Below are 14,649 nucleotides of genomic sequence, written 5' to 3'. Positions count from 1 at the left end.
GATTTATAACTATTAAAAATAAATCATTTTAACATGGATGATTTATACTCTCTTCAATAATATTTTTTTGTTTTTCATAACAAATGTCAAAGTCGCACAATACTAGCTTCTGGTCTGTTTTTTGCTTTGATACTTTAGGTAATATATGGAACTATGGCAAAGGTTGTGACAATAAGCCTATAACTATCACAATTTAAACGCGTTTTTACTAATAGAGTTACGCGCCATTTGCGCAGGAGAAATTATGTTTAATAATAAGTCAATTCTCATTACCGGAGGCACAGGCTCCTTTGGGCATAAATATACCCAAACTCTATTGCAACGCTATAAGCCCAAACGGATTATTATCTTCTCTCGAGACGAGTTAAAACAGTATGAAATGCAACAACGATTTGATCAAAGCTGCATGCGCTACTTTATTGGTGATGTCAGAGACAGTGATCGTTTAAAGCAAGCCTTTAAAGATGTCGATTTTGTTATTCATGCTGCAGCAATGAAACAGGTACCTGCTGCAGAATATAACCCGATGGAATGCATTAAAACGAATATCCATGGGGCTGAAAATGTTATCAAGGCTGCAATCGTTAACAATGTTCAAAAAGTGATCGCCCTTTCGACAGATAAAGCCGCGAATCCTATTAATTTGTACGGTGCAACTAAATTAGCCTCTGATAAGTTATTTACAGCAGCAAACAATGTCGTTGGCACAGGCCAAACTCGTTTTTCTGCCGTCAGATATGGCAATGTTGTCGGTTCTCGTGGCTCTGTTGTGCCTTATTTCAAAAAGTTAATTGCTGATGGTGCCACCTCGTTACCTATAACCCATCCGGATATGACACGCTTTTGGATCACCCTGCAAGAAGGGGTCGACTTTGTTTTAAAAAACTTCGAGCGTATGCAAGGTGGTGAGATTTTTGTTCCTAAAATTCCCTCGATTAAAATTACTGATTTAGCATCGGCTTACGGTAGTGGCCTTGAACATGAAATCGTGGGTATCCGCCCTGGTGAAAAAATGCATGAAATCATGTGCCCAGGCGATGACTCTCATCACACCATTGAATTTGATGATCACTTTGTTATCACTCCCAGTATTAAATTCTTCGGTAAAGAAATGAACTATTATATCAATGCTCTCAAAGAGAAAGGTAAGCTAGTACCTGAAGGATTTGAGTATCATTCAGGCAACAACAGCCACTTTTTAACCGTAGACGAAATCACCAAACTGGATTCATTAGCATGATCCCCTATGGTAAACAGGATATTAACCAAACCGATATTGACGCGGTGATTAATGTCCTCAAATCAGATTACCTCACTCAAGGCCCTAAGGTACCTGAATTTGAGCAAGCAATATCGCAGTATGTTGGCGCAGTACATGCAGTTGCTGTCAATAGTGCCACATCAGCACTGCATATTGCCTGTTTAGCACTCAATATTGGCGAGGGTGACATCGTCTGGACAAGCCCGATCACCTTTGTCGCTTCAGCAAATTGTGCCCTTTACTGTGGCGCAAAAATAGATTTTGTCGATATTGACCCCATCACGGGTAATATGTGTCCAAAAGCATTAGCACAAAAGTTAAAAATAGCTCTTAAAGAGGGGCAATTACCTAAAGTTGTTATCCCTGTTCACATGGCGGGCCACAGCTGTGATATGCAAGCCATAAACCAGCTATTAACGCCGTATAATATTCATATTATTGAAGATGCCTCCCATGCTATCGGAGGCCAATACCAGCAAACACCTATCGGCCAATGCCAATACAGCGATATCACTATTTTCAGCTTCCATCCTGTCAAAATTATCACTAGTGCCGAAGGCGGCATGGCTACAACTAATGATCAAAATTTGGCTGACAGTATGAGGCTACTACGTAGCCATGGCATCACAAAACAACCTGAGAAAATGCTCCGATCAAATGAAGGTGACTGGTATTACGAGCAACACCAATTAGGCATGAACTATCGAATGACTGATCTCAATGCCGCATTAGGTTTGAGTCAATTAGTTCGTGTGGATGAATTTGTCGCCCAGCGAAACCGGCTAGCACAAGCATATCACTCATGCTTAAATGGCCTAGCCATTGAACATGTTAGCCCACTGTCTGATAGCTACTCAGCTAGGCATTTACACATCATTAGGCTAGGTAATGCATCAAAAAGACGAATGATTTTTGATGCAATGAGAGCCGCTGGTATTCAGGTTCATGTGCATTATTTTCCCGTTCACTTACAACCTTACTACCTTAACCTAGGTTTTAAAGCTGGCGATTTTAAACAAGCTGAGCAATTTTATGAGCAGATCTTAACCCTGCCTTTATATCCTGAATTAACCACTGCACAACTTGAATATATTTGTGCCACATTGAAGGGATTGCTTGAATGAATGTCGCAATCATTCCCGCGCGCGGTGGCAGTAAGCGCATCCCCCATAAAAACATTAAACCGTTTAATGCTAAGCCTATGATTGCTTATGCCATTGAAACAGCAATAAACAGCCAATGCTTTGATAAAGTCATTGTGTCAACCGATTGTGAGGCCATTGCCAATATCGCTAGACAATATGGTGCAGAGGTTCCTTTTATGCGTCCTGCAACGCTAGCAGATGACTTTACTGGCACAACAGCAGTTATCAAACATGCGCTTGCTGAAATACAAAAACAGGGATGGATACTCGATTATTGTTGCTGCATTTATGCCACTACCCCTTTGATGCAAGCTTCATCATTAATCAATGCCAAACACACATTATTGAATAATCCTGAGTTAGATTATGTCTTTTCCGCTTGTGAGTTTACATTTCCGATCCAACGGGCCTTGTTACAAAATCATGATGGCACAGTGACGGTGTTTGACCCTGTAAGTATTAGTAAACGCTCTCAAGATTTACCCAAGACATATCACGATGCAGGGCAATTTTACTGGGGTAAAGTCAGTGCTTTTTCAGATGATTCAACAACCGTATTTGGCCCAAAGTCTCAAATGGAAGTATTACCCTCCTATCTTGTTGCAGATATCGATACCATTGATGATTGGCAGCGTGCAGAAGTTCTGTACCAAGTGCTCACAAGCCAAGGAAAAATATGAATATCGTCTTCAGGGTAGATGCCAGTAGCACAATCGGATCAGGGCATGTATCTCGCTGCTTGTGTTTAGCTCATGCGCTTACAGCAGCCTACACACCAATTCAAAACACACAATTATCAGAAGATAACCCTGTCGTGCAGTGTCAATTTATTTGCCAAGACTTACCCGGCAATATGGCGACAGTCATTGCCAATGAAGGCTTCACAACAAACTTATTACCTCACTTTGCTGAGCACACTGAGTCACTTGACGCTCAAGCTTCATTAGCGGTAATTAATCAGCCCATTGATTTACTGATTATCGACCACTATCAATTAAGCAAAACCTACAGCTCAGCACTGCGTTCCCGTTGTCGTCATATTATTGTTATTGACGATTTAGCCAACCGTGTACATGACTGCGACATACTAATTGACTGCAATTTATTACCAAAGTTTACGCAACGATACCAACATCTTGTCAAGCCATCATGCCTGCAGTTATTAGGGCCTGAATTTGCCTTGCTACGGCCTGAGTTTTATCAAGCCCATCGGCAGCAAACCCGCTCTAACATTTTGGTATTTTTAGGCGGCGGTGACAGCCAAAATGTTACTTACACCGTCCTAGAGGCACTATTTTCGCTCCAAGTCACGTTACCTAAACAGACGCAAATTGATGTGGTTCTTGGGGCTGCGAACCCTTGGATTGACTCACTACAAAAAGAGTTTGGTCATTATCAGCAGATCAATTGGCATATTCAATGTGACTATATGGCAAGCTTAATGGCTAATGCATTTTTAGCCATAGGCGCTGGCGGTTCAACCCACTGGGAACGATGTGTCATGCAATTACCCGCTCTAGTGGTAACAGTGGCCGACAATCAAATTGCAACCACACAATATTTAGCAACTTTGGGCGCATGTGCCTGGCTGGGAACAAGTGAAAAGTTAACCTCACAACACATTGCCACTGAACTAAATAAATTACTCCAATCCCCTGAATTACTTGCATCAATGAGACAAGAAGCCGCTAAAATAATTCCTAAAAATGCAGGCATAACGTCAATAGTACGCGAGATAAAAAATCTGATAGGAACTCAGCTACATGCATAGAAATAATCTTGATGTTACTCACACCGATGAAATAACCATAGACGGAATTAAAATTGGCGCAGGGCAACAGCCTTTTATTATTGCAGAACTTTCAGGTAATCATAATCAATCGCTTGATACAGCGATGCAAATGATCAAAGCTGCTGCCGAAACTGGTGTGCAAGCAATAAAGCTGCAAACTTATACCCCCGATACCATTACCCTAGATGTGGCTGAGAACGAGTTTTTAATTTCAGAAGACGATAACCTTTGGCAAGGCAAAAGCCTTTATCAACTTTATGGCGAAGCAATGACACCATGGGAGTGGCATAAACCACTATTTGATTACGCCAAGTCATTAGGCCTTATTGCCTTCAGTACACCGTTTGATTTAACTGCAGTCAACTTTTTAGAGCAATTAGATGTGCCCTGCTACAAAGTCGCCTCATTTGAAAACACCGACCATGCCATTTTAGCAGCGGTGGCCAAAACGGGGAAACTGGTAATCATGTCAACAGGAATGGCAAGCATTGATGAGCTTGCAGAGTCGGTAGACGTTCTTAAAGCCAATGGTTGTAACCAGCTTATTTTGCTTAAATGCACTAGCCATTATCCCGCCTCACCGGTGGATGCAAATTTATTGACTATCCCACACTTAGCCCAATTATTTGACTGTCAAGTGGGCTTGTCCGATCACACCACAGGCATTGGTGTCTCTGTTGCAGCAGTCGCTTTAGGAGCCTGCGTCATTGAAAAACATTTTGTTCTTGACCGCAGCATTGGTGGTGTTGATAGCGAGTTTTCGTTAGAACCAAGCGAATTCAGAATGCTAGTTGCAGAAACCCAGCGAGCTCAAGTGGCATTAGGTAAAGTACGCTACGGCTGCACGCCTAAAGAGCTAGACTCAAGGCGCTACCGTCGATCATTATATATCAGCCAAGATCTGCAAGCAGGCGACACTCTGAATACCCATAACCTGCGTTCAGTTCGGCCTGGTTTAGGCTTAGCGCCAAAATACCTACCGCTATTATTAGGTAAAAAAATTAACCAAGATGTCAAAGCCGGCACCGCAATGAGTTGGGAATTAATATGACGTCAAACATGAATTCAAACTGGCCACCAAGCTATACGGCTTATGGCATTACCCTATCGCCATTATCGCAAGATATGATTGAAACCGTTCGACAGTGGCGTAATGATCCAAAGATTGCCGAGCTTATGCTCGACAAAAGCCACATTACTGCCGAACAGCAACAAACGTGGTTTGATGGTTTACAGGGTGATACTTCTCGTGCTTACTGGGTTGCTTATTTTAAAGATGAGCCCATCGGTGTTGCTTCATTAATGCATATTTGTTACGACAGCTCATCGGCGGAGCCAGGGTTATACATCTACCCTGAAAAATATCGCAATAATATCGTGCCTTTTTGTTTAGCATTTGCCCTGAACGACTTTGCTTTTCAGCAGCTTTCATTAAACGTTTTATGGGGTAAGATTTACGAAACTAATCAATCATCTATGCGTTTTCATCAAACCTGTGGATACCATCAATACGATACAAAAGCTGACGGTTTAATGCTGGTAAAACTACTAAAAGATGACTACGAGATAGCTAAAAAGCCAATTGCGAGATATATAAGGTATTAATAATGAAACTACTACAAGATAAACATATTCTTATTACCGGTAGTAGTCGTGGTATTGGCAAAGCAATTGCCGAACTTTTTGCATCTCACGGCGCAACGTTATACCTCAATGGCACCAACGTTGAACGACTGGAAAAGCTCAAACAAACTATTACTGACGAATATCAAACTGAATGCCACATTATCCCTTTTGACGTCAGCAATTCTGACGCTGTAAAAAATGGCTTTAAAAGCTTGTTCTCATTAACTAAAAGACTGGATGTTCTGGTTAATAATGCCGGTATTTTATCCAGTTCCCTACTGCGTATGATTGACAGTAAGCAAACTGAACAACAATTTGCCACTAATGCCTATAGCATTATTTATTGCTGCCAATATGCCAGTAGACTAATGCAAAAGAGCACGCATGCTTCCATTATCAACATGTCTTCGATTATGGGCGGTGTCGGTAGCGAAGGACATATTGCCTACAGTGGCAGTAAAGCTGCTGTGAATGGCATTACAAAATCTTTAGCGAAAGAGCTCGCTGATAAACACATACGAGTGAACGCTATCGCCCCCGGTTTCATCGACACCGACATGACACGAAATATCAGTGAAGATAAGTATCAACAGCGCATTAACAGTATTGCTATGGGATATGCCGGTCAGCCTGAAGACGTAGCCAATACCGCCTTATTTTTAGCATCTGATATGTCCAAATATATCACTGGTCAAGTGATTGGCGTTGATGGCGGCATGTTAATTTAACCTTTGGAGTTTATATGAATCACCCTCAACTACTTGAGCTTTTTGCTAGCGCGCTAGCAATTGACATTAAAAAGGTAACCCCTGATCTAGCCTATGGCACCATTCCCGAATGGGACTCTACCGCTCATATGATCCTTATTGCAGAAATAGAAGATAAATTTGACGTCATGCTGGATACTGATGACATTATTGATATGAGTTCAGTTGCTAAAGCTGATGAAATTATTAATAAATATCTAATCCAGCAATAAGCTAACGAGTTAACAATAGTTTAGCCAATTTTAATGAGATGCATTAAGCATGCACTCTAAACAGTGAGCCCAGATAGCAAAGTGAACAACACATCGAGTCATTTTTATCAAATCATTGAACAGCATGCGCAGGGCACACCTGAAGCCATGGCATTGATAGATAACCATCAATCACTCAACTATCAGCAACTGCTAGAACAAATTGATGACAGAGTTGCTTGGCTTAAGCAACTCATTAACAATAAAGGCGTTATCGGTTTACAATTTTCCGCAACAATTTGGCATGTTGTTACTTACTTAGCTTGCTTAAAAGCCAAAATACCTTTGCTGCTGATTGATCCTCAACTCGATGAACAAATCGCCCAACAGCAGTCCATTAACTTAGGCGCGAATTGGTTAATCACAGGTGAAGCTAACTACATTAAATTAACTGATAGGCCCATCGATACTCGCTCAGATTTAGCCATTCTTCTTAGCACCTCAGGCTCAACCGGTGCCGCTAAATCTATTATGCTAAGTGAAAACAATCTTTTTAGTAATGCTCAGTCAATTTGCCAATACTTACCCATGACAAATACCGATACGGGCATTGCAAGCTTACCGCTTAGCTACAGCTATGGCTTATCACTATTGAATACCCACCTTGTTATTGGCGCATGTTTTGTTTTAACCACCGAAAGCTTAATAAGCAAAACGTTTTGGCAGTTAATGAGCCAACATAAGGTCACGTCACTAGCAGGCGTGCCCTTTAGTTATCAGATGCTAAAACGGTTACGAATAGACACAATGGATTTACCGGCCCTAAAATATTTAACCCAAGCAGGCGGCAAATTGAGTGCCGATTTAGTCATGCATTTCCATCACATCACGCAATCATCAGGACGGGCTTTTTATGTGATGTATGGCCAAACAGAAGCGAGCGCCAGAATAGCCTACCTGCCGCCTCAATATTTACCTGAACATAGTGATTGTATTGGTATTGCCATACCGAACGGCAAACTGATTTTACGGGATATCAATACCGATGAAGCTATCACGGCCCCTGACGTTGAAGGCCAGCTTTGCTATCAAGGCCCTAATGTCATGTTGGGGTATGCCAGCAGCCCCAGTGACTTAAGTTCACAGCAAGTAATAACGGAATTGAAAACCGGTGATATAGCCGAAATAACCTCAAAAGGGTTAATTAAAATTACCGGCCGGCTTAACCGAATTTTAAAAATTCAGGGTAAACGTTTCAGTCTTGATCATCTTGAACAAGTGTTACTTCAGTATACAGGCCAGCATTGCTATTGCTTTGGCGAAGATGACCAACTCATGGTGGCGATTCCTCATCATTTAGCCATAGAAACCATCAAACAATTTTTCAGCCAACAATATAAATTGCACCCAAGTTTATTTAGCATCATTCAACTTGATACAATTCCACGCCTTAGTAATGGGAAGCCTGATTATCGAAAACTCAAGCTGATTAAGGAGCAAAATAATGCTGTTTGAACTTGAACCGTATTCAATTAAAAAAGAGCAAAAACAGCCATTACTTCAACAAGAGTTATCTGCGTTAACGAAACACCATCAACAACATTGTTCAGACTATGCACGTTTAATTCAAACTCAATGGCCGAACTTGTCGTTGCCGGTAGCAAACACCCAAGCATTGCCCTATTTATCAGTCAGATTATTTAAGCAAATCGGGCTTAAATCCATCACTGATGAGCAGGTTTTTAAAACATTATATTCAAGCGGAACCACCGGCACGCCTTCTCGTATTATGTTAGATAACCAAACTGCTGCGGTGCAGTCCAAAATTCTCGTCAAAATTATGCAGCAATGGTTAGGAAAAGCCCGCTTACCCATGCTAATTATTGATCACCCCTCAGTGGTAAAAGATCGCGCTAATTTCAGTGCTAGAGGGGCTGGTATTCAAGGGCTTGCCTTTATGGGCAGAAATCACTGTTATGCACTAAATGATGACATGAGTATTAACTGGCCATCCTTAGAAGCCTTTTGTACAAAATTTGCCGATGGTCCGATATTAGTTTTTGGCTTTACCTTTATGGTTTGGCAGCATTTTATTCAACAACTCATTAGTCACAAAAAAACCATAAATCTCCCCCAAGCGACGCTTATTCACAGTGGTGGCTGGAAAAAATTAATTGATCAAGCCGTTGATAATCAAACCTTCAAGCAAACCGCAAAGCAAACCTGTGGTATCAGTAAAGTGCACAACTTTTATGGCATGGTGGAACAAGTTGGCGCTATTTTTGTCGAGTGTGAACAAGGCTACCTCCACTGCCCTAGCTATGCCGATATCATCATTAGGCAGCCAAATAACTGGCAAGTGGCTGACTTTAACCAGCCTGGCGTGGTTCAACTATTATCGACGTTACCCAAAAGCTACCCTGGCCATAGCCTATTAACTGAAGACAGAGGGATAATTATCGGTGAAGATGATTGTCGCTGCGGAAAAAAAGGCAAATATTTTAAAATATTAGGAAGATTACCTCAGGCTGAGGCTCGAGGTTGTAGTGACACCTTCGAAACAGGACAAGCATCATGAGGTGGGAGATCTTAAATCCAACGGCCACGCTGCCTAAAGTTAATCACAGCTTCGCCGACGAGGACATTGGCTATTGCCAAACTCTTGGACAAACGATACTGAGTGATTCTGAGGTGAAGCGCTATCCTGATCTGGTCGCACTGGGCTTTTGGCTCAGAAAAGCCAATATCCTGACCATCAAGAAAAATCATCAATCAAAACATAATCTACTGCGTCCATTAGGGCTGGTGTTTCACTCCTCTCCCGCAAACGTTGATAGCTTATTTGCTTATTCCAGTATCATCAGCTTACTTTGCGGCAATATAAACGTCATCAGGCTGTCTAATCGAACCGGAGGCAGTACTGAAATCTTAATTGATAAAATTAACTCGCTGGCAACTCAATACCCGCAACAAAATGCAAGAATGCAGTTAGTTAAGTGTGATTATCAATCCCCAGAATTGTTATCCCTACTAAAGAAGGTTGATGCAAGAGTATTATGGGGAGGCGAGCAATCAATCCAAGCTCAGCGAGCGATCGCCATCCCAGCGCATGCAAGAGAATTCACCTTTAGTCATAAATACTCGCTATGCGTGCTAGATGCTCAAGCTGTAGTTAACGCAGATAAAAATCAACTTGAAAAGCTAGTGCAAAACTTTGTTAAGGATCAAATCACCTTCTCACAGCAAGCTTGTACTTCAGCTAAAGCCATTATTTGGATTGGTGAAACTGAACAAATACAGCAAGCAAAGCAAATATTGTGGCCAGCAATTACCACCAAAGTCGACACCTTACACAGCATGTCGGCAAGTGAGCACTATACAGCACTGGCTAATGCACAACTCTTGATGATCAAAGATGCAAGCTTAACCGTCATGGTTCAGAGTGGTAGCTTGGTGCGCATTCAGGCAAATAAGCTAACCGCAACCCAGTTGCAATATCATCAGGGCAATGGGTTATTTATCGAATTAGATTTAACCAATTTGAATGACCTAACACCTATGCTAATGCCATACCACCAAACGGTCAGCCACTGGGGTTTTGAGCAAAGTAAAATAAGCCAATGGCAACAATCAGTGCTAACCGGTGTCGATAGGCTAGTGCACGTTGGCCAAGGCATTAATTTTGACGAAATATGGGATGGCTTAAATTTAGTTAATAGCTTTTCACGTACCGTCCGGTGTGAAAGTTAATGCCTCCCTAGGTACCCATTAATCATAGAATTACTGGTACATTTATTGCTTTATTGAATGCTCTAATCGGAATACGTAGATTAATACGGCAAAAAATTGGCGCCATAAGGAATGGGCGACAACATATAAAAAATCAACCAATTTCTAAGAGTGATGCAAAGTTAGATGACATATTACTCAATAAAACGAGACATTTTGGAAAAGACAATCTCACGAATATGAAGATACTAAGTGATACGGCTTTAACAGCCACAACTAAAAAAAATCAACATGAAAACCTTAGCAATACAAACAATGATGTATTGTATGACTTTGGGCATGACATTTTAGCACCTATTGTAAATTCATTTATTCACTACATTGTTAAAAAAGCGCCAGAGAAGGCAACCTTTTTGTTCCTTGGGCGTGATGGTTTTATGTTAAGTCAAGGATTTGATTTATACCTACAGCAATCGCAAAACCCCAAAAAAATTAAGTCACATTATATTTATGCCAATCGGATTCTGGCAAATCAATTAACGACAAAAGCATTAAATTCAGAATTGATCTCTTACCTTAATTCACAATTTAAAAGTGAAGGAATATGGGGACTTGTCACCGTATTTGGTTTAAATAACACAAATTTTTCTCGCGCACTAGAGAAGTGGCTAGCGCAGAATAATTTAACCAAGCATACATTTATTGACAACAGCATAAGTAAAGAGCTCATTACAAACAGGCAAATTACCAAACTATTCGAAAACGACATAACTGAAATAGCGCACAATGTAAAAGCCTACCTCACCAGCTACTTACCTAAAAGCAAAGATGAATCTGTCATACTCATTGATATCGGATGGCGCGGTACCATATACAAACAACTATCCGCAATTTTTCCGCAAATAAACCAGTGCTATCTCATGGCATATCTCGGAGATAAACATAATAACATAGATGCGATGGTATCAAGATATAATGAATACAATGGTTACATAAACCTACTGATAGAATATCGTGATCTTATTGAATACTTTTTATCAGAGCCTGTAAGTAACATTATTAAAATTGATAATAAATTAACCCCTATATACTTACACTCCAACAATGAAAACAATCATAATATTGAGCGAGAATCAGTTCAAAAAGGCATATTAGCATACTGTAAAGCAGACTGTTTAAAACATCCAAACCCACAACTTGCAATCACATCATTGGAACGTTTTTTCAACTGTACACCCAAGGTATTTCACAAAGCTATTTCGAATATTCATGTTGACATCAATATACAAGGTGAATCGAACCTAACAATACTGGATATTCTTCCATCCACCTCTAATATATCGCAACCTGCTAAAGAAAAAGATTATCAATCGATGATATATGGATTTTTGCAACTTATGCAAAAGTTAAAAGATAAGCCAGAGATTGTCATTTATGGCTCAGGAAGCGGCGCAGAGTTCGTGCTACCCCATATTAACAATCATAAAATATACATTGTTGATATAAACAAAAAAATACATGGAAATAAAATACGCAACATACCGATTAGTGGTTTTGAAGTTTTTAATATTTTTAGTGGAACAGTGTTCGTCACCGTACTGGGAAGAAAGAATCAAATAAAAGAAAAATTACTCTCATTTGATGTAGAATTAATTTTTCTAGAGGATTATTTATGATCCATTTATATAGCAAATTAATTCAGCATTAACATTAAGAGTGAACTTATGAAAAGCAATCTCGACTCACTTTTTTTAAATAGTCAACTTTATAATGATTATTTAACAGAGCTAGCAAACCCACAAATAGAAGTGGTATCGTTTGATGTCTTTGATACGTTACTAAGACGCACATGCATCAAACCTGAAAATGTATTTTACGAAGTAGCAAAAAGAGCTATCAAAAATAGCGTATTACCCGCAATCGTCAGCAAAGATGACTATTACAATATACGTGTTTGTGCTGAAAAAAAAGCAAGAGAACTCAGTTTAGATGAAGATATTAAATTTGATGATATCTTTTCTCAAATGTACTTCAACAGTAAAGTCAGAGCAAAGTTAAAAACGCTTGAGTTAGAAATAGAAGAAGAGTTATTGTTTGCAGACCCTATTGCTATAAAGCTACTACAATTAGCTAATGATTCTGGTAAAAAGATCATTATCACTTCTGATATGTACTTACCCGAAGAAATAATAAAAAAACTAGTATATAAAAACATTCCCAACAACATTCATATTTCTCATTTCTTTGTATCATCTGCTACAAAAAAAACAAAAACAACTGGCAGTCAATTTTCCTACATTTTTGATCAGTTAGATATCAAAGCTGAGGCACTTTTACATATCGGTGATAATGCACAAGCAGACGTTGCATCAGCCAACAACTGTGGTATCAACACTTTATTATTTAACACTCCAGATTGGATATTAGACATATTTAAAAGAGAAAGCATATTTAAAGTCAACTTAGATTTTAACATTTACTATGCAAGATTGTTTTCTGCGCTCCTGATCCCTAAAAACCTAACCGAAAGTGAAAACTTCTTTTATTACTATGGCTGCGTTGTTAATGGTCCAACATTAGCTGGTTTTGCTAAGTGGATATCTCAATACGCCAACCTCATAGGACAACATGAAGTATTTTGCTTAATGCGAGAGGGAGATATATATGAAGAGTGCCTCAAACAAATAGATTCAAACTTACTCACGACAAAATTTTATGCATCAAGAAAATCTACGTACTTAGCATCACTGAATGAAGATACTTACCTAGCAAACTTGATCCCATCATTAGCAAAAAATTCATATACCCTCAGTGACCTGTATTTAGATTTCTCTCTAGGTGATATACCACTAAATTTACAACAATTCAAAAATACTGAGCTCTATAAACTGGAGAGCATATCATTAGGTGAAAAACTAGTAATTGAATATGTTAATACAGAGTTAGATAAGCATAAAGTAAAAATAATAAAAAAAATAAATGAAAACAAATCGATATTAAACAAATACTTCAACCAAGTAAAAAAATCAGATTTACCATATTTTTTTGTTGATTTTGGTGCAGGTGCAACTATTCAGCACCAATTACATTTAGCATTAGATAACAAGGCGACATGTAATTTATTATTCTATGCTAACAATCGTGCTTACAAAAAAACCGCTCTTCATCATATCGCTTCATTTATACCGCTTAATCACAATACTCAAAAAGCGATTAACGACATGCAACGTTCACCAGAAATTTTAGAGACTGTTCTCGTTGGCCAAGAACAAACAACAACCACTTATAGATATGGTGCAGAGGGTAAAGTTTTGCCCGTTAAGCCTAATAAGTCATATTCTAGTCAACATATTAATAAAATCTGTGCATTTAACATTGGCGTTAAAAATTACATCACAGTTAGCCAGCATCTCAACTGTCAAGAACATACCGAAAATAATAGAGAGTCATTTGCATTTTTATTTGAACGTTTGATTAATTTACCGACAAAAGAAGAGGCGATTAATCTTGGAGCACTAACTCATGAAGACAATTATGGCTCAGATAGAGAATACTCAATCATAGAACCTAAGCATTTAAATAATATTGCAGCAGGTTCAATAGAAGACTATTGGCGTCAGCATTGCGTTAATCCGTCAAAACATCTCTATGATACACCTTGGCCACAAGGCGCAATGACCTTGGTTGACTCTAATGCGTTAGCTGATTTTTATAAATTAACCTATTACGCCAATCGTCACTATTATTCTATTAACTTGATTATGAATAATTTACAGTCAGTTCCCACAAAAAGAGGGATTATTATATATGGTGCAGGTGAGTTTTTTAATGAATTAGAGCCAATACTTTCAGCTGCAGGCATAAAAATTGCTTATGTTATTGATAAGCGTGCAAGTTTTGGCAGTTTTGACGTAAGAGGGTATAAAGTCATCCATATTGGTCAACTGGATACCAGTATAAACATGCCGATTGTCATTGCTTCTAAAGCTTTTTTGACTGAAATAAGAAGCACGATTAAACACAGATTAGGCGAGAACGCACTTATCATTTCTTGCTAATGGAATAGGTTTTTCAATCTATAACGGTTGAAATTTGTCCTGGTTGGTGTTGTTAAAATAAAAAATATGTTTGGATATCT

The 14,649-nt window shown here is 39.2% G+C and carries 13 protein-coding genes; all 13 read left to right on the top strand.

From position 1 onward, the window contains the following. Window positions 1–244 precede the first annotated feature (244 nt). A complete protein-coding gene (gene pseB / locus HBH39_RS05135; RefSeq protein ID WP_167676205.1) occupies window positions 245–1,240 on the top strand; it encodes a UDP-N-acetylglucosamine 4,6-dehydratase (inverting) in 996 nt (331 codons plus the stop codon). After that, window positions 1,237–2,385, top strand: a complete 1,149-nt coding sequence (gene pseC / locus HBH39_RS05130) for a UDP-4-amino-4,6-dideoxy-N-acetyl-beta-L-altrosamine transaminase (protein WP_167676203.1) — start codon at window positions 1,237–1,239, stop codon at window positions 2,383–2,385. Before pseB ends, pseC begins: the two co-directional genes overlap by 4 nt. Next, complete coding sequence (gene pseF, locus HBH39_RS05125) at window positions 2,382–3,086, top strand: pseudaminic acid cytidylyltransferase (protein WP_167676201.1); 705 nt, start codon at window positions 2,382–2,384, stop codon at window positions 3,084–3,086. Before pseC ends, pseF begins: the two co-directional genes overlap by 4 nt. Next, window positions 3,083–4,177, top strand: coding sequence for a UDP-2,4-diacetamido-2,4,6-trideoxy-beta-L-altropyranose hydrolase (gene pseG / locus HBH39_RS05120; protein ID WP_167676199.1), 1,095 nt, complete (start codon window positions 3,083–3,085; stop codon window positions 4,175–4,177). The genes pseF and pseG overlap by 4 nt, the downstream gene beginning before the upstream one ends. Next, window positions 4,170–5,249 (top strand): pseudaminic acid synthase, encoded by a 1,080-nt coding sequence (pseI, locus tag HBH39_RS05115; protein ID WP_167676197.1) that lies wholly within the window; start codon window positions 4,170–4,172, stop codon window positions 5,247–5,249. Before pseG ends, pseI begins: the two co-directional genes overlap by 8 nt. After that, complete coding sequence (gene pseH / locus HBH39_RS05110) at window positions 5,246–5,803, top strand: UDP-4-amino-4,6-dideoxy-N-acetyl-beta-L-altrosamine N-acetyltransferase (RefSeq protein ID WP_167676195.1); 558 nt, start codon at window positions 5,246–5,248, stop codon at window positions 5,801–5,803. The genes pseI and pseH overlap by 4 nt, the downstream gene beginning before the upstream one ends. Window positions 5,804–5,805: 2 nt before the next feature. Next, window positions 5,806–6,552, top strand: a complete 747-nt coding sequence (locus tag HBH39_RS05105; protein ID WP_208764184.1) for an SDR family NAD(P)-dependent oxidoreductase — start codon at window positions 5,806–5,808, stop codon at window positions 6,550–6,552. A 14-nt stretch (window positions 6,553–6,566) separates the two neighbouring features. Continuing rightward, window positions 6,567–6,803, top strand: a complete 237-nt coding sequence (locus tag HBH39_RS05100; protein ID WP_167676193.1) for an acyl carrier protein — start codon at window positions 6,567–6,569, stop codon at window positions 6,801–6,803. Between the two features lie 81 nt (window positions 6,804–6,884). Further along, window positions 6,885–8,297 carry an AMP-binding protein gene (locus tag HBH39_RS05095; RefSeq protein WP_167676191.1) on the top strand — a complete coding sequence of 471 codons (1,413 nt, stop codon included), beginning with the start codon at window positions 6,885–6,887 and terminating at the stop codon, window positions 8,295–8,297. Beyond that, window positions 8,287–9,360 (top strand): acyl-protein synthetase, encoded by a 1,074-nt coding sequence (locus tag HBH39_RS05090; RefSeq protein WP_167676189.1) that lies wholly within the window; start codon window positions 8,287–8,289, stop codon window positions 9,358–9,360. The genes HBH39_RS05095 and HBH39_RS05090 overlap by 11 nt, the downstream gene beginning before the upstream one ends. Next, window positions 9,357–10,532: an acyl-CoA reductase gene (locus HBH39_RS05085; RefSeq protein WP_167676187.1), complete on the top strand. Its 1,176-nt coding sequence runs from the start codon at window positions 9,357–9,359 to the stop codon at window positions 10,530–10,532. Before HBH39_RS05090 ends, HBH39_RS05085 begins: the two co-directional genes overlap by 4 nt. Before the next feature lie 218 nt (window positions 10,533–10,750). After that, the gene (locus HBH39_RS05080; RefSeq protein WP_167676185.1) at window positions 10,751–12,187 is read left to right on the top strand and encodes a hypothetical protein; all 1,437 of its coding nucleotides are present in this window, start codon (window positions 10,751–10,753) and stop codon (window positions 12,185–12,187) included. Between the two features lie 48 nt (window positions 12,188–12,235). Beyond that, window positions 12,236–14,569 (top strand): hypothetical protein, encoded by a 2,334-nt coding sequence (locus HBH39_RS05075; RefSeq protein WP_167676183.1) that lies wholly within the window; start codon window positions 12,236–12,238, stop codon window positions 14,567–14,569. Window positions 14,570–14,649: the final 80 nt, after the last annotated feature.

This window comes from Shewanella aestuarii (assembly GCF_011765625.1).
GTDB lineage: Bacteria > Pseudomonadota > Gammaproteobacteria > Enterobacterales > Shewanellaceae > Shewanella > Shewanella aestuarii_A.
The sequence above is the reverse complement of the archived record's forward strand: the minus strand, read 5'-3'. Positions and strand labels throughout refer to the sequence as shown.

Excerpts from the sequence above, each read along its gene's own strand:
- pseB (WP_167676205.1), top strand. The coding sequence starts at position 245 with ATGTTTAATAATAAGTCAATTCTCATTACCGGAGGCACAGGCTCCTTT.
- pseC (WP_167676203.1), top strand. The coding sequence starts at position 1,237 with ATGATCCCCTATGGTAAACAGGATATTAACCAAACCGATATTGACGCG.
- pseF (WP_167676201.1), top strand. The coding sequence starts at position 2,382 with ATGAATGTCGCAATCATTCCCGCGCGCGGTGGCAGTAAGCGCATCCCC.
- pseG (WP_167676199.1), top strand. The coding sequence starts at position 3,083 with ATGAATATCGTCTTCAGGGTAGATGCCAGTAGCACAATCGGATCAGGG.
- pseI (WP_167676197.1), top strand. The coding sequence starts at position 4,170 with ATGCATAGAAATAATCTTGATGTTACTCACACCGATGAAATAACCATA.
- pseH (WP_167676195.1), top strand. The coding sequence starts at position 5,246 with ATGACGTCAAACATGAATTCAAACTGGCCACCAAGCTATACGGCTTAT.
- HBH39_RS05105 (WP_208764184.1), top strand. The coding sequence starts at position 5,806 with ATGAAACTACTACAAGATAAACATATTCTTATTACCGGTAGTAGTCGT.
- HBH39_RS05100 (WP_167676193.1), top strand. The coding sequence starts at position 6,567 with ATGAATCACCCTCAACTACTTGAGCTTTTTGCTAGCGCGCTAGCAATT.
- HBH39_RS05090 (WP_167676189.1), top strand. The coding sequence starts at position 8,287 with ATGCTGTTTGAACTTGAACCGTATTCAATTAAAAAAGAGCAAAAACAG.
- HBH39_RS05085 (WP_167676187.1), top strand. The coding sequence starts at position 9,357 with ATGAGGTGGGAGATCTTAAATCCAACGGCCACGCTGCCTAAAGTTAAT.
- HBH39_RS05080 (WP_167676185.1), top strand. The coding sequence starts at position 10,751 with ATGAAGATACTAAGTGATACGGCTTTAACAGCCACAACTAAAAAAAAT.
- HBH39_RS05075 (WP_167676183.1), top strand. The coding sequence starts at position 12,236 with ATGAAAAGCAATCTCGACTCACTTTTTTTAAATAGTCAACTTTATAAT.